16 protein-coding genes are annotated in these 17,335 nt (G+C 63.8%); 8 read left to right on the top strand and 8 right to left on the bottom strand.

Going from position 1 to position 17,335, the window contains the following annotated elements:
* Position 1: 1 nt before the first annotated feature.
* The 7 genes from P775_RS05555 (at position 2) to P775_RS05525 (ending at position 7,008) form a co-directional block, all read left to right on the top strand.
* A complete protein-coding gene (locus P775_RS05555) occupies positions 2-868 on the top strand; it encodes a carbohydrate ABC transporter permease (protein ID WP_180287341.1) in 867 nt (288 codons plus the stop codon).
* The gene (locus P775_RS05550; RefSeq protein WP_180287340.1) at positions 868-1,134 is read left to right on the top strand and encodes a DUF1413 domain-containing protein; all 267 of its coding nucleotides are present in this window, start codon (positions 868-870) and stop codon (positions 1,132-1,134) included. The genes P775_RS05555 and P775_RS05550 overlap by 1 nt, the downstream gene beginning before the upstream one ends.
* Before the next feature lie 2 nt (positions 1,135-1,136).
* On the top strand, positions 1,137-1,409 hold the full coding sequence (locus P775_RS05545; protein WP_099910049.1) for a DUF2160 domain-containing protein: 273 nt from the start codon (positions 1,137-1,139) through the stop codon (positions 1,407-1,409).
* A gap of 71 nt (positions 1,410-1,480) precedes the next feature.
* The gene (locus P775_RS05540; protein ID WP_099910048.1) at positions 1,481-3,202 is read left to right on the top strand and encodes an ABC transporter substrate-binding protein; all 1,722 of its coding nucleotides are present in this window, start codon (positions 1,481-1,483) and stop codon (positions 3,200-3,202) included.
* 143 nt (positions 3,203-3,345) lie between these two features.
* On the top strand, positions 3,346-4,833 hold the full coding sequence (gene glpK, locus P775_RS05535; RefSeq protein WP_099910047.1) for a glycerol kinase GlpK: 1,488 nt from the start codon (positions 3,346-3,348) through the stop codon (positions 4,831-4,833).
* A gap of 23 nt (positions 4,834-4,856) precedes the next feature.
* The gene (locus P775_RS05530) at positions 4,857-5,840 is read left to right on the top strand and encodes a class 1 fructose-bisphosphatase (protein WP_099910046.1); all 984 of its coding nucleotides are present in this window, start codon (positions 4,857-4,859) and stop codon (positions 5,838-5,840) included.
* A 19-nt stretch (positions 5,841-5,859) separates the two neighbouring features.
* Positions 5,860-7,008 carry an iron-containing alcohol dehydrogenase gene (locus P775_RS05525; RefSeq protein WP_099910045.1) on the top strand — a complete coding sequence of 383 codons (1,149 nt, stop codon included), beginning with the start codon at positions 5,860-5,862 and terminating at the stop codon, positions 7,006-7,008.
* Between the two features lie 100 nt (positions 7,009-7,108).
* Here the strand turns inward: P775_RS05525 and P775_RS05520 are convergent, their stop codons facing one another.
* The 5 genes from P775_RS05520 to eutB all read right to left on the bottom strand — a co-directional run bounded on the left by P775_RS05520 (position 7,109) and on the right by eutB (position 12,706).
* Positions 7,109-8,479: an aspartate aminotransferase family protein gene (locus tag P775_RS05520; protein ID WP_099910044.1), complete on the bottom strand. Its 1,371-nt coding sequence runs from the start codon at positions 8,477-8,479 to the stop codon at positions 7,109-7,111.
* A gap of 100 nt (positions 8,480-8,579) precedes the next feature.
* Positions 8,580-10,064, bottom strand: coding sequence for an NAD-dependent succinate-semialdehyde dehydrogenase (locus P775_RS05515; RefSeq protein ID WP_099910043.1), 1,485 nt, complete (start codon positions 10,062-10,064; stop codon positions 8,580-8,582).
* A 194-nt stretch (positions 10,065-10,258) separates the two neighbouring features.
* Positions 10,259-10,735 carry an Lrp/AsnC family transcriptional regulator gene (locus tag P775_RS05510; RefSeq protein ID WP_099910143.1) on the bottom strand — a complete coding sequence of 159 codons (477 nt, stop codon included), beginning with the start codon at positions 10,733-10,735 and terminating at the stop codon, positions 10,259-10,261.
* Complete coding sequence (locus P775_RS05505) at positions 10,732-11,694, bottom strand: cyclodeaminase (protein WP_099910042.1); 963 nt, start codon at positions 11,692-11,694, stop codon at positions 10,732-10,734. The genes P775_RS05510 and P775_RS05505 overlap by 4 nt, the downstream gene beginning before the upstream one ends.
* Positions 11,684-12,706, bottom strand: coding sequence for a hydroxyectoine utilization dehydratase EutB (eutB, locus tag P775_RS05500; protein WP_099910041.1), 1,023 nt, complete (start codon positions 12,704-12,706; stop codon positions 11,684-11,686). Before eutB ends, P775_RS05505 begins: the two co-directional genes overlap by 11 nt.
* Before the next feature lie 211 nt (positions 12,707-12,917).
* Here eutB and P775_RS05495 point away from each other — a divergent pair, with 211 nt between their 5' ends.
* The gene (locus P775_RS05495; RefSeq protein ID WP_245875583.1) at positions 12,918-14,159 is read left to right on the top strand and encodes an MFS transporter; all 1,242 of its coding nucleotides are present in this window, start codon (positions 12,918-12,920) and stop codon (positions 14,157-14,159) included.
* A 163-nt stretch (positions 14,160-14,322) separates the two neighbouring features.
* Here P775_RS05495 and trhO read toward each other — a convergent pair whose 3' ends face one another.
* The 3 genes from trhO to P775_RS05480 all read right to left on the bottom strand — a co-directional run bounded on the left by trhO (position 14,323) and on the right by P775_RS05480 (position 17,126).
* On the bottom strand, positions 14,323-15,243 hold the full coding sequence (gene trhO / locus P775_RS05490) for an oxygen-dependent tRNA uridine(34) hydroxylase TrhO (protein WP_099910040.1): 921 nt from the start codon (positions 15,241-15,243) through the stop codon (positions 14,323-14,325).
* 102 nt (positions 15,244-15,345) lie between these two features.
* Complete coding sequence (cbiB, locus tag P775_RS05485) at positions 15,346-16,287, bottom strand: adenosylcobinamide-phosphate synthase CbiB (protein WP_099910038.1); 942 nt, start codon at positions 16,285-16,287, stop codon at positions 15,346-15,348.
* On the bottom strand, positions 16,284-17,126 hold the full coding sequence (locus tag P775_RS05480) for a hypothetical protein (protein WP_180287339.1): 843 nt from the start codon (positions 17,124-17,126) through the stop codon (positions 16,284-16,286). Before P775_RS05480 ends, cbiB begins: the two co-directional genes overlap by 4 nt.
* Positions 17,127-17,335 lie beyond the last annotated feature (209 nt).

Genomic DNA, 17,335 nt, shown 5'->3' with positions numbered 1-17,335 from the left:
GATGACCGACGCCACAACAACCACACTTCCCGGCAACCTGACCGCCCAAGGCACCAAGAAGCGGGCCAAGGTCAAGGGATCGGCCATCGTCATGGGCCTCTACCTGCTGTTCCTGCTCCTGCCGATCTACTGGCTGGTGAACATGAGCCTGAAGACGAATACAGAGATCCTTGGCACCTTCTCGCTTTATCCGCACGATCTGACCTTCGCCAATTACATCACCATCCTCACGGATGAGAGCTGGTATATGGGCTATGTAAACTCGCTGATCTATGTTGTTATGAACATGGTCATCTCGCTTTCGGTCGCCCTGCCTGCCGCCTATGCGTTCAGCCGTTACAGCTTTATGGGGGACAAGCACCTGTTCTTCTGGCTGCTGACCAACCGTATGGCGCCGCCGGCCGTCTTTGCGCTGCCGTTCTTTCAGCTCTACTCCTCGGTCGGTCTGTTCGACACGCATATCGCCGTCGCCTTGGCGCATTGTCTGTTCAACGTGCCGCTGGCGGTCTGGATTCTCGAAGGCTTCATGCGCGGCGTGCCCAAGGAAATTGACGAGACGGCGTATATCGACGGCTATTCCTTTCCGCGCTTCTTCATCAAGATCTTCCTGCCCCTGATCGCCTCAGGCATCGGCGTTGCGGCGTTCTTCTGCTTCATGTTCTCCTGGGTTGAACTGCTGCTGTCGCGCACCCTGACCTCGGTGAATGCGAAACCGATTGCCGCGACGATGACCCGCACGGTCTCGGCCTCGGGCCTCGACTGGGGTGTTCTGGCGGCTGCCGGTGTGCTGACCATCGTGCCCGGCGCGCTCGTGATCTATTTTGTCCGCAACTACATCGCCAAGGGCTTTGCCCTGGGGAGGGTATGATGACCGACCGCCAAGACATATTACTGTCCAAGTATCGTAAACACATAGAAGATAGCATCTGGCGCATCGGAACCGGAAAGGCCTTTGTTCTCGAAGATCTTTTCTGCCCACAGGCATGGGCTGAGATGTCAGACACGGATCATCAGGTACTTGGTAAGGCCTTCTATGCCTCCATCAGGAAAGAACCTTTCGAAAACGTTTGCCCTACGGATTATCCAGTGAATCCTCAGGAATATGTGCGGTTTGAACCGCGCGGGAGGACCTGAACATGGCATGGATGGCATGGACCTGGCCCACGGCGGCCTTTTTCGGAGTGATCGCCCTGCTGCTGATCACCTTCTCGATCCTCGCGGTGAAATTCCCTGAAACGCCCCGCACGGGCATTCTCAGGATCGAAACGACACGGGGCGACCGCCTCTTTATCACTCTTCTTGGCTCGGCCTTTATCAATCTGGCCTGGCTCGGGATCGTCGGCGCAAGCCAACCTTATGCGCTGATCGTCTGCCTGATCTATGCCGTTGCGGTGTTCCGCTTCGTCTAGATCAACGGCGCCTCCGGGGAATTTGGAGACCTCGGAGACCACAAGAAACGGTTCAATACGGGAGGAACCACATGAACCTTAATCTGAGATCCACAACCGCGGTGGCCGCGGCGCTTGCCTGTCTGGCTGGCCCTGCCTTCGCTGACATGGACGCCGCCAAGGCGTTTCTGGACAGCGAAATCGGCGACGTGTCCTCGCTGACCCGCGCAGAGCAAGAAGCCGAAATGCAGTGGTTCATCGACGCCGCTGCCCCCTTTGCCGGCATGGACATCAAGGTGGTGTCGGAAACGATCACAACCCATGAATATGAATCCAAGGTCCTGGCCGAGGCGTTCAGCAAGATCACGGGCATCAACCTGACCCATGACCTGATCGGCGAAGGTGACGTTGTCGAAAAACTGCAGACACAGATGCAGTCGGGCGAAAACATCTATGACGCCTATGTCAACGATTCCGACCTGATCGGCACCCACTGGCGCTACCAGCAGGCACGCAGCCTGACCGACTGGATGGCGAACGAAGGCGCGGACGTGACCAACCCCGGTCTCGACCTGCCCGACTTTATCGGCACGCAGTTCACCACCGCACCGGATGGCGATCTCTACCAGCTGCCCGACCAGCAGTTCGCGAACCTGTACTGGTTCCGGTATGACTGGTTCAACGACGACAAGAACAAGGCCGATTTCAAAGAGAAATATGGCTACGATCTGGGCGTTCCGGTCAACTGGTCCGCGTATGAGGATATCGCCGAATTCTTCACCGGCCGCGATCTGTCGCACATGGATGTCACCGGCGAAGTCTATGGCAACATGGACTACGGCAAAAAGGACCCCAGCCTTGGCTGGCGGTACACCGATGCGTGGATGTCCATGGCTGGTATGGGCGACAAGGGTGAGCCGAACGGCCTGCCCGTCGACGAATGGGGCATCCGCGTCAACGATCAATCCCAGCCTGTCGGCGCCTGCATGACCCGTGGCGGTGCCACGAACGCGCCCGCCGCCGTCTATGCGGTCGATAAGGCCATCAACTGGCTGCAGAACTACTCGCCGCCCGCCGCCATGGGCATGACCTTCTCCGAGGCCGGTCCGGTTCCGGGGCAGGGCAGTGTTGCCCAGCAGATGTTCCTCTACACCACCTTTGTGGCGTCCCTCGTGGATCCGTCGCTGCCGGTGATGAACGAGGACGGCACGCCGAAATGGCGCCTCGCCCCGTCGCCGCACGGCGCGTATTGGGAAGAGGGCATGAAAGTCGGCTATCAGGACGTGGGATCCTGGACGCTGATGAAATCGACTCCCGTGGATCGTGCCAAGGCGGCCTGGCTCTATGCCCAGTTCGTGACCTCCAAGACCGTGGATGTGAAAAAGGCGCATGAAGGTCTGACCTTCATCCGTGAATCGACCATCCAGCACGAAAGCTTCACCGAACGCGCGCCGAAACTTGGCGGTCTGGTGGAATTCTACCGCTCGCCGGCCCGCACCCAGTGGTCGCCGACCGGGACAAACGTGCCCGACTACCCCAAGCTGGCTCAGCTCTGGTGGCAGAACATCGGCGACGCCATGTCCGGCGCCAAGACCTCGCAGGAAGCGCTCGACAAGCTTTGTGCGGACATGGAATCGGTGATGTCGCGTCTTGAACGTGCCGGCATCCAGGGCGACATCGGCCCCAAGCTGAACGACGAGGAAACCGCCGAATACTGGCTCGAACAGCCCGGCGCCCCCAAGCCCAAGCTTGAAAACGAACGCGAAGAACCCCAGACCGTCAGCTATGACGAGCTGATCGCGTCGTGGAAGTAAGAAACCATCGCCGGAGCCCCGCTTGGGGCTCCGGCTTTTTTATGCTTATCTCGCACCAAGAGATATTTTGAACCAAGCGGGTCAGATGACCAACCGGCCCCGTTTCGTCCAGAATAGACCAATCAAAAGGGGGAGGAGCGGCCATGCGCTATATCCTAGCCATCGATCAGGGCACCACATCCAGCCGGGCGATCCTGTTTGACGAGGCGATGAAGGTCACCGCCGTCGCCCAGGAAGAATTCGAACAGTATTATCCAGCCTCGGGCTGGGTCGAACACGAGGTGTCTGACCTGTGGTCTACCGTTGCGGGCACCTGCCGGCAGGTGATCGAACGCGCGGGCATCTCCGCGACTGAAATTGTCGCCATCGGCATCACAAACCAGCGTGAAACCACAGTGGTCTGGGACAAGGACACCGGTCAGGCGATCCACCGCGCGATTGTCTGGCAGGACCGCCGCACCTCGGACACCTGCGCCGAATTGCGCGATGCGGGCCATGAAGAGATGTTCACCGACCGCACCGGCCTGCTGCTTGATCCCTATTTCTCGGGCACGAAACTCAAATGGATCCTCGACCATGTGGACGGTGCGCGGCAGATGGCCAAGGATGGCAAGCTGCTGTTTGGCACGGTGGACAGCTTCCTGATCTGGAAGCTGACCGGCGGCGCGCAGCATGTGACCGACGCCACCAACGCCGCGCGCACCCTGCTGTATGATATCCGCAAAGGCCGCTGGTCGCAGACCATCTGCGATCTGTTCGACATCCCGATCCAGATGCTGCCCGAGGTCAAGGATTGCGCTGCCGATTTCGGCATGGTCCGCCCCGATCTGTTCGGGCGTGAAATCCCCATTCTGGGCGTGGCCGGCGATCAGCAGGCGGCGACACTGGGTCAGGCCTGTTTCCAGCCCGGTATGCTGAAATCCACCTATGGCACCGGCTGCTTTGCCCTGCTCAACACCGGTGACACGCCGGTGAAATCCAAGAACCGCCTGCTGACCACCATCGCCTATCAGCTGGATGGCAAGCCGACCTATGCGCTTGAGGGATCGATCTTTATCGCCGGCGCCGTGGTGCAATGGCTGCGCGACGGGCTGAAAATCATCCGCGACGCCAAGGAAACCCAGCCGCTGGCCGAAGGGGCGGATGAGAAACAGAATGTCGTGCTGGTTCCCGCCTTCACCGGCCTTGGCGCGCCCTACTGGAACGCCGAATGCCGTGGCGCGATCTTTGGAATGACGCGCAATTCCGGGCCCAACGAATTTGCCAAGGCCGCGCTGGAATCCGTCGGCTACCAGACCCGCGATTTGCTGGAGGCGATGCATGCCGACTGGGCACCCGAGGGTGGCAACCAGACCCTGCGCGTCGATGGCGGCATGTCAGCCAGCGATTATGCCATGCAGTTCCTGTCGGATATCATCGGAGCGCCTGTAGATCGACCACAGGTGCTGGAAACCACGGCAATGGGCGTGGCGTGGCTTGCCGGGCAGCGCGCCGGCGTGTACCCGGACATGGCGGGTTTCGCGGACATGTGGCGGCTTGATCGCAGCTTTGATCCCGGCATGTCGGACGCGGACCGCGCGACGAAGTATGATGCCTGGAAACGCGCGGTATCCGCCGCGATGACTTTTTGAGACTGTGATTTGAAAGGCCCGCCATGACCGCCATCACCCTGCGCCGCCATCTGACCGATGCCGGCCATGATTCCGACCTGATCTTCCTGCTCGAAGACATCGCATCCGCCTGCCGCGCCACCGCCTACGAGGTGCGCAATGGTCCGCTCAAGGGCAACCTTGGCGTCGCGGGCAGCACCAATGTGCAGGGCGAGGATCAGAAGCCGCTGGATATCATCGCCAACGACATCTTTGTGTCCACCTGCGCCAACAGCCCCCGTCTGGCCGCGCTGGTCTCGGAAGAGATCGAAGAGGTCGTCTGGCTGAAAGAGCCGAAAAAAGGCGACTACATGCTGTTCTTCGATCCGCTGGACGGCTCGTCGAACCTCGACACCAACCTGTCGGTCGGCACGATCTTCTCGATCATGCAGGTCGAGGCGGATGGCGACAAGAACGTGCTGCGCAAGGGCGATGATCAGCTGGTTGCGGGCTATGCGCTCTATGGTCCGGCCACGATGATGGTTCTGGCCGCAGGCAAGGGCGTGCAGGGCTTCACACTGCATCAGGGCACGGGCATTTTCCGTCTGACGCAGCCCAGCATGACCATTCCCGAAACCACAAACGAATTTGCCATCAACAGCGCCCGCCAGCGGTTCTGGGATCAGCCGATCCGCGACTATGTTGCAGATTGCGTGGCTGGTGCCGATGGTCCGCGCGGCAAGGATTTTAACATGCGCTGGGTCGCCTCCATGGTGGCCGAGGTGCATCGCGTGCTGATGCGCGGCGGTGTCTTCCTTTATCCGCTGGATGACAAGAACCGCGCGGCGGGTGGCCGTCTGCGCCTTTTATACGAAGTCGCGCCAATGGCCAAGATCATGGAAGCCGCCGGCGGCATGGGCTCGACCGGGACGGAACGCATCCTCGATCTGGTGCCGACCGAACCGCATCAGCGTACCGCCACGATCCTCGGTTCACGCGAAGAGGTCGAGCTGCTGAACCAGATGCACCGGCAGCCCGCAGAGGCGTGAACCACCGGAAGCTCCAACAATGAAGCCGTTTTCCCTCCAAGCTCCCCGGATCGTATTTGGCCGGGGGGCGGCCGCGAGCCTGCCCAAAGAGGTGGCGCGCCACGGCAGCCGCGTGCTGCTGGTCCGGGGCCGGTCCGTGGCTTTTGTCGACACAACCGTCACGCAACTTCAGGCGCTTGGCTGCACGGTCACGACGCTCTTTGGGGCGGGCGAACCTGATATCCCCCAGCTTGAAACCGCGCTGACCACCGCCCGCGCGGTGCAACCCAACTGCGTGCTCGCCATGGGCGGCGGCGCTGTCATCGACCTTGGCAAGGCGCTTGCCGCGCTGATCCCGGCGCCCCGCGATCCGATGGCGTATCTGGAAATCGTGGGCCAGGGCCTGCCGCTGGACGCTCCCCCGCTGCCCTTCATCGCCTGTCCGACCACGGCGGGAACCGGGTCAGAGGCAACAAAAAATGCGGTGATCGGCGTGCCGTCCCATCAGCGCAAGGTCAGCCTGCGCGATGATCGCATGCTGGCAAGCCTCGCGCTGGTCGACCCCGCCCTGACAGACCACTGCCCGCGCGGCGTCACGCTGGCCTCGGGCCTTGATGCGATCACGCAGGTGATCGAACCCTATCTTTCTGCCCGTGCCACCCAATTTACAGATACCCTGTGCCGCGATGCCATCCCGCGCGGGCTGAACGCGCTGGCCCATCTGATGCAGGGCGAGGATGCAAATGCCCGCGATGATCTGGCCTATACCAGCCTGACCGGCGGCATCGCCTTGGCCAATGCCGGGCTGGGCGCGGTGCATGGCTTTGCCGGGGTGATCGGCGGGCGCTATGGCACGGCGCATGGCGCGATCTGTGGGCGGCTTCTGGCGCCGGTCCTGCGGATGAACGAACGGGTGCTGCCCGATCAGGGGCTGAAAATTGCCCGCTATCAAGAGGTGCGCCGGTGGCTGGCCGATGCCCTCGGCGGGGCGCCCGACAGCGCCTTTCGTCGGTTCGAAGACTGGGTTGATGCCCAAGGACTGCCGCCGCTGTCTGACCTGCTGCCCCCCGATGCCGACCTCACCGACATCGCAACCGAGGCGCGCGCGTCGTCCTCGATGAAGGCAAACCCGGTGACGCTGGAAACCCATCAGCTGGTCCAGATCCTCTGGGAAACCCTGCACCGCTAGGGCGGCGCGGCCTTTCGCCTTTCCCCGGCCTGTGGACAGAAAAACAGCGCGCCGGGACCCGGCGCGCTGTCATTTTCGCATGGATCAAACCCTGAAAGGGTCAGCCCAGAACCTTCTTCACCGCGATGGCGGTCTTGCCGGCCACCTCGTCCGCCTCTTCATGGGTCAGGCAGAAGGGCGGTGCAAAGCCAAGGATATCGCCCTGCGGCATGGCGCGTGCGATCACGTTCTGCTCCAGCAGCGCCGCCGCCAGCTGCGGGCCGACTTTGTCACCGGCGTCAAAGAACGTGCGGCTGTCGCGGTCTTTCACAAATTCCACCGCGCAGAGCATGCCCTCGCCGCGCACATCGCCGACATTGGCGTGTGACCCCACAGCCTCGGTCATGACCTTGTTGAGGTAGGCGCCAACTTCACCGGCGTTCTGAACCAGGTTCAGCTCGTCTATCAGCTTGAGGTTGGCAACGCCCGCCGCCGCGCCGATCGGGTGCGCCGAATAGGTCCAGCCGTGGCCGATGGCGCCATTCTCATCGGTGCCGCGCTCAAGCACTTTCCACATCTTCTCGCTCACGATCGACCCGGACAGGGGCGCATAGGCGCTGGTCAGACCCTTGGCGATGGTGATCAGGTCGGGCTTCAGGCCATAATGCTCGGACCCGAACATGGTGCCCAGACGGCCAAAGCCGGTCACGACCTCATCCGCGATCAGCAGGATGTCGTGCTTTTCCAGAACCTTCTGGATGGCGTCCCAGTAGCCTGCGGGCGGCGGCACGATGCCCCCGGTGCCCAGAACCGGCTCACCGATGAAGGCGGCGATGGTGTCGGCACCCTCTTCCTCGATCATCTTTTCCAGCTCGGACACACAATGCGCCACAAAATCCGCCTCGGACATGGCAAGGTCGGGACGACGGAAATAGTACGGCGCCTCGGTGTGCAGCACTTGGTTCAGCGGCAGGTCGAACTTGTTGTGAAACAGGTGCAGGCCGGTCAGGGACCCGGTCATCAGACCCGAACCATGATAGCCGCGCCAGCGCGAGATGATCTTTTTCTTCTCGGGACGGCCGAGGATGTTGTTGTAATACCAGACCAGCTTGATGTTGGTCTCGTTCGCATCCGACCCGGACATGCCGAAATAGACCTTGGACATATGTGCGGGCGCGCGGTCCATGATCATCTTGGCGAGCGTGATGGAGGCCTCGGTGCCGTGCCCGACGTAGGAATGGTAATAGGCCAGCTCTTTCGCCTGCGCGGCAATCGCTTCGGCAATGTCCTGACGGCCATAACCGACGTTCACGCAATAAAGGCCGGCAAAGGCGTCGAGCATGCGGTTGCCGTCGCGGTCTTCGATGTGGCAGTTGGTGCCGCCGGTGATGATCCGCTGCGCCACATTCCCGCGCGCAAATTCCGCGAGGTGGGTCGAGGGGTGGAAAAAGCTTTCGCGGTCCCACTGTTCCAGCATGTCATTCTTCAGCATCGTCTTTTCCTTTTCTTGAAATATCCCGCAGCGCCCGACCCAGAATTTTTGTACGAAAATTCTCGGCGCCCGCTGCGCTGTTGCATCAGGCCCAGTGACATCAGGCCCAGTCGCGGCAGACGTATTTGATCTCGGTGAACGCCTCGAGGCCTTGGCGCGCCCCTTCGCGGCCCAGCCCGGATTGCTTCATCCCGCCAAAGGGGATCGGCGCACCGGTCACCTTGGTACGGTTCACCGCGACCATGCCGAACTGCAGCGCCTTGGCCAGCCGGTAGATCCGGCGCGGATCGACGGTGTGCACATAGGCGACAAGCCCGTATTCTGTGTCATTGGCCCGTGCGATCACCTCGTCCTCGGTGTCGAACGGCACAATCGCCGCGACGGGGCCGAACGTCTCTTCCCGCAGGATCAGCGCATCAGCGGGCACATCGGCCAGCACCGTCGGCTCATAAAACAACGGTCCCAATTTGTGCCGCTTGCCACCGCAGACCAGCCGCGCGCCTTTGGCCAGCGCATCGGCCACATGCTCTTCCTGCTTGGCCACGGCCTTTTCGTTCATCAGCGGGCCCATGTCCGGGTCATCCATACCGATGCCCAGCGTCATCTTCTGCGTCGCCGCCGTGAACTTCTCGATAAAGGCATCATAGATCGGGCGTTCAACAAAGATCCGGTTCGCGCCCAGACAATCCTGACCCGAGGTTGCGAATTTCGCCTTGATCGTCTCCTCGACCGCCTGCTCCAGATCGGTGTCCTGGAACACCAGCACCGGCGCATGGCCACCCAGCTCCATGATCAGCGTCTTCACGGTATCGGCGCATTGCCGGTAGAGCAGCCGGCCCACCTCGGTCGATCCGGTGAAGGACAGCACCCGCACCCGGGCATCCTTGGTCCAGGGCTCGACGATCACCGGCGCCTTGCCGGTCACCACGTTGAACACACCTGCGGGAAAACCGGCGCGTTCGGCCAATTCGGCCAGCGCCAGCGCGGAAAACGGCGTCTCTGCCGACGGATGGGACACAACTGTGCATCCCGCGGCCAGCGCCGCCGCCGCCTTGCGCGTCAGCATCGCGGCGGGAAAGTTCCACGGCGTGATCAGCGCGGCCACACCGACCGGCTCGCGCCAAAGCTCGACCTCGGCATCCGGCAGATGTGATGTGACGCCTTCGATGTTCGGGCGGCGCGTCTCTTCGGCATAGAATTCCACGAAATCGGCGGCATAATTAATCTCGCCCCGGGCTTCGGAAATCGGTTTGCCCTGTTCCAGCACCATGATCCGCGCCAGATCCTTGCGATGTTCGATCATCAGCTCGTACCAGCGGCGCAGCAGCCGCGCGCGGTCTTGCGGCAGGGTCGCGGACCAGCTGGCAAAGGCCGCCTGCGCCACATCCACCGCACGGCGCGATTCCGCCCCGGACAGGCTCGCCACTTCGCCCAGCCATTGGCCATCCGCCGGGTTGGTCACGGCAAAGGCCGCCCCGTCCTCGGCATTGCACCACTTGCCGCCAATATAGGAAAAACTGCGCACGAGGCGGGGGTCGGACACCTGGCTCAAGGGCGATTTGGGAAGCGTCTGATGGACGGTCACGGGCCATACTCCTCTGACTGGATTGCCCTTAACCTACCCGAGCCTCACCAGTGAAAGAGACCAAAGTCACCGCCTCGGGCAGAGGATTCCTCTGCCTGTTCCGCGGAACCCAGACCAAACCTTCGCCAGACTCGTTCTCCGCTTCTTCTCTTTGTCAAATACGCAAAATCCGCCCGTGCCGCAGGCGCAACACCTCAGTTCTCAAGCAACAGGCCCAAAGGCAGCCCGACCGAAGATTTCACCGGCTTGGTCACGATATAGGTGTAGTAGCGCGCCAACCCGATCCGCGCCTCAAGCAGCGCATCGATCAGCCGCTGATAGGCGTCGATATCCTTTGTCACCACCTGAAGCAGATAATCGAACCCGCCCCCCAGCGCCCAGCACCAGGTGACCTCGTCATGCAGCATCACGGCGCGCTCAAAGGCCTGAAAATGCTCGGCCTTGTGGCCCTCAAGCTCCGCGGCGACAAAGACCACCACATGCGGGCCAAACGCCTTCAGAGACAGTCGCGCGCCATAGCCTTCGATGATGCCCGCCGTTTCCAGCTTTTTCAGCCGCTCCCAGCAGGGCGTGGGCGACAGGCCCACCTGTTCGGCAAGCTCGGCCTTGGTGATGCGGCCGCGCTGCCCCAGCACGCGCAGGATTTTCATGTCGCGCGCATCCAGCTTCAGCATGGCAGGCCCAGCACATGGGTGGCAATCGCCGTATCCTGCGCGCCAGTGCCGGTCAGATCGGCGATGGTGATGTCATCGGGCGATTGCCGGCCGGGATGTGCGCCGGTGATCACCGCGCCCAGTTCCGGCGGCGTGCCCCGCGTCCAGATCCCCGCCTCGATCGCGGCGCGCAGCTCGCCCAGTCGTTCGACCTGTGACAGCCGGTCCGCCACATAAAGATCGGCCCGCAGCAGCGCCTCGGGCGCAAGTTCGCCTTTCCCCGGCGCGTCCGACCCCATCGCCGTCACATGCAGCCCCGGATGCAGCCATTCGGCCTGCAAAACCGGCGCCCGTGCCGGGGTCGTCGTAACCACCAGCTGCGCGCGCTGCACCAGAACGGCAGGGTCGCGCACCACCTCGGCCTCGATCCCCAAAGCCTCGGCCAGATCAGCCGCGCAGGCCGCAGCCTTTTCGGTGTCCCGGCCCCAGACCAGCACGCGGTCGAACGGGCGCACCAGATGCGCCGCGCGCATCTGCAGACGCGCCTGCAGCCCGGTGCCGATCACGCCTGCGGTTGTCACCTCGGCCGGTGCCAGATGCCGCGCGGCCACAGCCCCCGCCGCCGCTGTGCGCATGTCGGTCAGAAAGCCGTTGTCCAGCAGCACCGCCTGCACCTGCCCGGTGGTGGCGGAAAACACCGTCATCAGCCCGCCCAGACTGGGCAGTCCCTTTGCCGCGTTGTCAAAGAACCCGGTGCTGACCTTCAGCGCGAAACTGTCCAGCCCCGGGATATAGGCGGTCTTTACATCGACCTCCCCATGCACCGCCGCCAGATCCATCGACAGGATCGGCGGCATGATGACCTGCCCCCCGGCCAGCGCGACAAAGGCCGCCTCGACCACATCAACAAGGCCGGTGTCCAGCGGCACCATGGCGCGCAGCTCGGCCTCGGTCAGGATACGGATATCATGCGCCATAGGGCATCCCCTTCACGGTTATATCTCCCAGCGTCACATCCTGCCCCGACACGATGCGGGTGAACACGGACATGTCCAGATTGCGCCCGGTGATGATGGTCGCCGTCGGCCCGGTCAGTGTCAGCTTGCCGGCCTGCAGCGCGGCGATGCCGACAACACATCCACCCTCGGCCACCATGCGATCCTCATAATACAGCGTCTGCATGGCGCGATAGATCTCTGCCTCGCTCACCAGCACCACATCATCCAGCAGATCCCGGCACATGGAATAGCTGAACCGGTTCTGCATCCCGATGCCCCCGCCAAGGGAATCCGCAAGGCTGGCATATTCCTCGACCTCGACCGGATGCCCGGCGCGCAGCGATTCATACATCGCAGCCCCCCGGTCCATGCTGATGCCGATCACGCGGATCGACGGCTTCAGCGCTTTGGCGGCCAGCGCGACCCCGGCCGCGAGCCCACCGCCCGACAGCGGCACCAGCAGCGTCTCGATCTCGGGGCGCGCCTCAAGCATCTCAAGCCCGATGGTGCCCTGACCGGCAATCACAAATGGGTCGTCAAAGGGCGAGATTTCGGCCAATCCCTCCTCTTCCACCAGCCGGTGACTTTCCGCCTGCGCATCATCCTGCGAGCGGCCAATGATGCGCACCTCTGCCCCCAGCGCGCGGATGCCATCCACCTTGGCCTGCGGCACGAGTTCGGACATGCAGACCACGGCGCGGATGCCGCGCTCTGCCGCCGCATAGGCGACACCGCGCCCGTGATTGCCGGTGGAACAGCAGGTGACGCCGGCCGTACCCTCGGGCAGGTTCGCCACGGCGTTCAGCGCACCGCGCAGCTTGAACGCGCCAATGGGCTGCATGTTTTCCAGCTTGAGCCAGAAGGGATGCCCAAACTGCGCCTCAAGATAAGGCGAGGGTACAAGCGGCGTGGCATCAGCGACACCGCGCAGCACTTCGGAGGCAGCGCGGATGTCATCAAGGGTGAGGGGGGTGTGGGAAAGATGTGTCATCCTGAAACTATAGGACCGAGTGCGCGGGCATGAAAGGGAGTGTCGCGATCCCGGCATGATCCGGACAGTTTGATGCTGCCTCTCTGGGCGTTCCGCGCGAAACCGGTCGTAGAGCCTGCGCTGCGTGTAAGGCGTGGGCTGCTGAAACTGGCCCTGTCGGGAAAGCTTTCTGGCTATACCGCTGCGCGAAAACCGCCGTAGGGTGCGGCCCATGACGCAAATGCACACCCACCCCGACACATCGCCCTTTGACAGCCGCTATTCCTGGACCCGGCTGGGCATCACCCTGCTGATTGCCGTGATGGGCAATGTCGGCATGTGGGCGATCATCCTGATCATGCCCGAGGTCGGCGCAGAATTCGGCGCGGGCCGGGCCGAGGCGTCGATGCCCTATACCACGACGATGATCGGCTTTGCCTTGGGCAACTTGGTGATTGGCCGCGCGGTGGACCGCTGGGGCATGACCACGGCGCTGTCCGGCTCTGCGGTGCTGATCGCGCTCAGCTATGGCGTGGCGGCGCTCAGCCCGAATATTGTGGTGCTCAGCCTCGTGCAGGTCTTTATCGGCTTTGGCACGGCCTCGTGCTTTGGCCCGCTGATTGCAGATATTTCCCAGTGGTTCGAAACCCGGCGCGGCATTGCCGTGGCCATCGCGGCCTCTGGCAATTACCTGTCGGGCGCGATCTGGCCGGTGCTGCTGGGCTGGATCGCCGCGGATGCGGGCTGGCGCTGGATCTATGCCCTTCTCGCGGTGCTGACGGTGCTGCTGGTCCTGCCGCTGGCACAGCTGCTGCGCCGCCGCCTGCCGGTCGAGGCGACAGCCCAGGCCGAGGCGAAATCATCGGCGCGGGCCGTCGCAACCGGGTTCAGCCCGCGTCAGCTGCAATGGATGTTGGGGCTGGCCGGCATCGGCTGCTGCGTGGCCATGGCCATGCCGCAGGTGCATATCGTGGCGCTCTGCGTCGACATGGGGTTCGGCGCGGCGGTGGGGGCGGAAATGTTGTCGCTCATGCTGCTGGGTGGGGTGGTGTCGCGGCTTCTGTCAGGGGTCCTTGCCGACCGGCTGGGCGGCGTGCGCACCTTGCTGATCGGCTCGACCCTGCAATGCCTTGCGCTGTTCCTCTATCTGCCGGCGGGAGGCATGGTGTCGCTCTATCTCGTCAGCCTCGTCTTCGGGCTGAGCCAGGGCGGGATCGTGCCGAGCTATGCGCTGATCGTGCGGGAATACCTGCCCGCGCGTGAAGCCGGGGCGCGGGTCGGATTCGTGCTCATGATGACGATCCTCGGCATGGCGCTGGGGGGCTGGATGTCGGGCTGGATCTATGACGTGACCGGCAGCTACCAATGGGCGTTTCTGAACGGCATCGCCTGGAATGGGCTCAACATTGCCGTCATGGTGGTGATCCTGCTGCGCGGCCAGCGTGGCCAGAGGATGCGCGCGGTGTCTGTCTGAGGTGTGGCAGGGGGGCGCTGCCCCCCGTCCTTGCGGACTCCCCCCGGGATATTTGGGGGCAGATGAAACCCTTAGCATCCCGCCTAACACAGGCATCGCTTTTCGCGTTTGAGGCGCAGGTGACGGGCAGCGCACACGCGAGGCATGTGTAAGACGGGACGCTTTAGGGCTCTTCAGGGAGGTCCTGATGCAGGTGGCGTTCGCCACGCGCCTTTGACAGGGTGATCTGTTTCTGGCGTTCGCGAAAGCGGGCCTTGTCCTCGGCACTTGTTGCATTCGCGCAGAGGTGGCAGGCGACGCCTTCCTCGAACTCCGGGCGGGCGTGGTCGGCGGGCAGGATCGGGCGGCGGCAGGCATGGCACAGTTCATGTGGGCCTTCGCGCAGCCCGTGGCCCACAGAAACGCGGCCATCAAAGACAAAACAGTCGCCCTGCCAGGTGCTTTCGGCCTCTGGCACCTCTTCGAGGTATTTCAGGATGCCGCCCTTGAGGTGGTAGACATCTTCGACCCCCTGACCCAGCAGGTAGTTGGTGGATTTCTCGCAGCGGATGCCGCCGGTGCAGAACATCGCGATCCGCTTGTTGTGAAAACGGTGTTTGTTCGCCTCCCACCAGGCAGGAAAGTCGCGAAAGCTGGCGGTCTGTGGATCGACCGCGCCGTCAAAGCTGCCGATCGCCACCTCATAATCGTTGCGGGTGTCGATCACCGCCACATCGGGCGCGGTGATCAGCGCGTTCCAGTCCGCAGGGGCGACGTAATGGCCGGTGCCGGACAAGGGGTCAACATCCGGCTGGCCCAGGGTCACGATTTCCTTCTTCAGCCGCACCTTCATGCGGGCAAAGGGGCGTGTGGTGGCCGTAGACAGTTTCCAGCCAAGCTCGGCGCAGCCGGGCAGGGCGCGCAGGATGTCCAGAACGGCGGTGATCCCGGCCTCGGGCCCGGCAATCGTGCCATTGATCCCCTCGGGGGCCAGCAGCAGGGTGCCGGTCACGCGATTGGACAGGCAGGCCGCGCGCAGCGGCGCCTGATGCGCGGCGGGATCCGCAAGACGGGTGAAATGATAGAGGGCGGCAACAGTGAACATGCCCGCGATCTACGCCTGCCGACGGGGCGGATCAAGCCTGTGCTGCGCCGTCGTTGCAGGATGGTGCAGCGCCAGAGTGTTTTGGGTTAAATCCGAAACGCTCTATATCAGCGTGCAGAGCGCGACGGCGCAGCCCGTCAGGATCATCGCCCGCCGGTAAAGCGCCAGACCGCGCTGCAGATCGCGCGCCACCGGATCACGCGCGCCGCCGTTCAGCCAGGGCTCCTCAGCCACGTGATCGCCATAGATGCGCGGGCCGGACAGGCGGATGCCAAGCGCGCCGGCCATCGCCGCCTCCGGCCAGCCGGCATTGGGCGAGCGGTGGTGGCCCGCATCCCGCCACAGGGTGACCAGTGACAGGCGCAGCCGCCCCGACACCAGCGCGAACAGCAGCCCGCTCAGCCGGGCGGGCAGCAGGTTGACCAGATCGTCCAGCCGTGCTGCGACCATGCCAAAGCTTTCATGGCGCGGCGAGCGGTGCCCGATCATCGAATCCAGCGTGTTGATCGCCTTGTAGGCGGCCAGCCCCGGCAGGCCCAGCAGCAGCCCCCAGAACACCGGCGCCACCACCCCGTCCGACGCATTTTCCGCCAGGCTTTCCAGCGCTGCGCGGGCGATGCCACCCTCGTCCAGCCGTGCCGGGTCACGCCCGACGATCATCGACACGGCATGCCGTGCGTCGTTTGTCCGCCCCTCTGACAAGGGCCGGGCCACCGCCGCCACATGATCATAAAGCGAGCGGGCGGCGACAAGCGGCCAGGCAAGCACGCCGCCCAGAACGACCCCGACCCAGCCACCGGGCAGCAGCGCCGCGATCATCAAGGCCGGCACAACCACCGCACCCAGCACCAGACCCACCGCCAGCGCGCCGCGCAGGTTCTGCACCAGAACCCCGTCCCCCGGGCGATTGAGCCCCCTTTCGAGGGCAGAGATCAGCCGCCCGATCCAGGTCACCGGATGGCCGATCCGGCGGAACAGGGGTGCAGGCCAGGCCAGCGCCGCCTCGATCAACAGCCCCAGAAGCAGCGATGCGGCAAAGATCATCGCGCCCCTCCGGTGCAAAACCGCAAGGGGCTGTGCAGGCCCGCGCGCAGCAGCGCGGCCTCGGCTCCCTGCGGTGCGGTGCCGGGGGCAAAGAGAAAGGCGCGCGCCGATCCGGTATGGGCACGGGCATAGCCAAGCGCGCCGATCTCGTGGGCGATCCGGGCCGACGGGTCCTGCACTGGCCCGCGATGGCGGGTTGTGCGCTGCGCCGATACTGCGGCCAGTGCTGCGAGCTCTGGCAGGTCGCCAGCCCTCAGCGCCGCCCGCCAGCGCAGCACAAGGTCGGAAATATCGGGGAAATCATGGTCCGTGGCATCGGTGCGCACCGGCCCGCCCAGACAGGCGCCGATCACCTCGCAGCGCGGCGGCACCTGCAACTGCGCCATCACCTGCGCCGCGCGCGACGCCCAGAGCACGCCATCGGGGTGTCCCAGCATCAGCGGATCGCACGCCCCCTCTGCCGAAAGGCAAGCCGCGGCCAGCCGCTCTGGGGGACATCCCGCCGCACGGGCCAGCGCCACCAGCGCTGCGGTTGACGCGCCCGCCCCGGCACCGGGTGGCACCGTGCCGGACAACCAGAACAGGCCGCTTTCGGGCAAAGCTGCGCCGCGCAGCAACAGCCGCAGCTGATCGGGTGTCACGATCTCTGGCTGTGATTGCCGCAGATGCAGGGTGTGTGCCGGTTCAAACGACGCCTCGGCCTGAAAGGCCGTGCAGGCGAGTGTAACCAGAACGACCGGACCCTCTGGGCCCAATCGCCCCTGCAGCCATTCGCCGAAATGTCCGTACACGCGCGGCACCAGCCATCCGGCAGATCTGTGCTGAACCTGTGTCGGCATGTCATCCCCCGCAAAGGACCCCGACGCGGAATCCTGACCGCTTGTTATCGCCTGCGGGTCCTCGGGTCTATCCACAGGCACAGGCACTGTCTGTGGCAAAGGGTGCCTGCGGCCCGGCGGGGTTTGCCGGGCCGCAGCTCACGGGGTCACTTGTCGAAATGGCCCACCTGATGCCAGCGCCAGGCGTCGGCGATCATCTGATCCATGGT

Source organism: Puniceibacterium antarcticum (assembly GCF_002760615.1).
Classification (GTDB): domain Bacteria; phylum Pseudomonadota; class Alphaproteobacteria; order Rhodobacterales; family Rhodobacteraceae; genus Puniceibacterium; species Puniceibacterium antarcticum.
The sequence above is the reverse complement of the archived record's forward strand: the minus strand, read 5'-3'. Positions and strand labels throughout refer to the sequence as shown.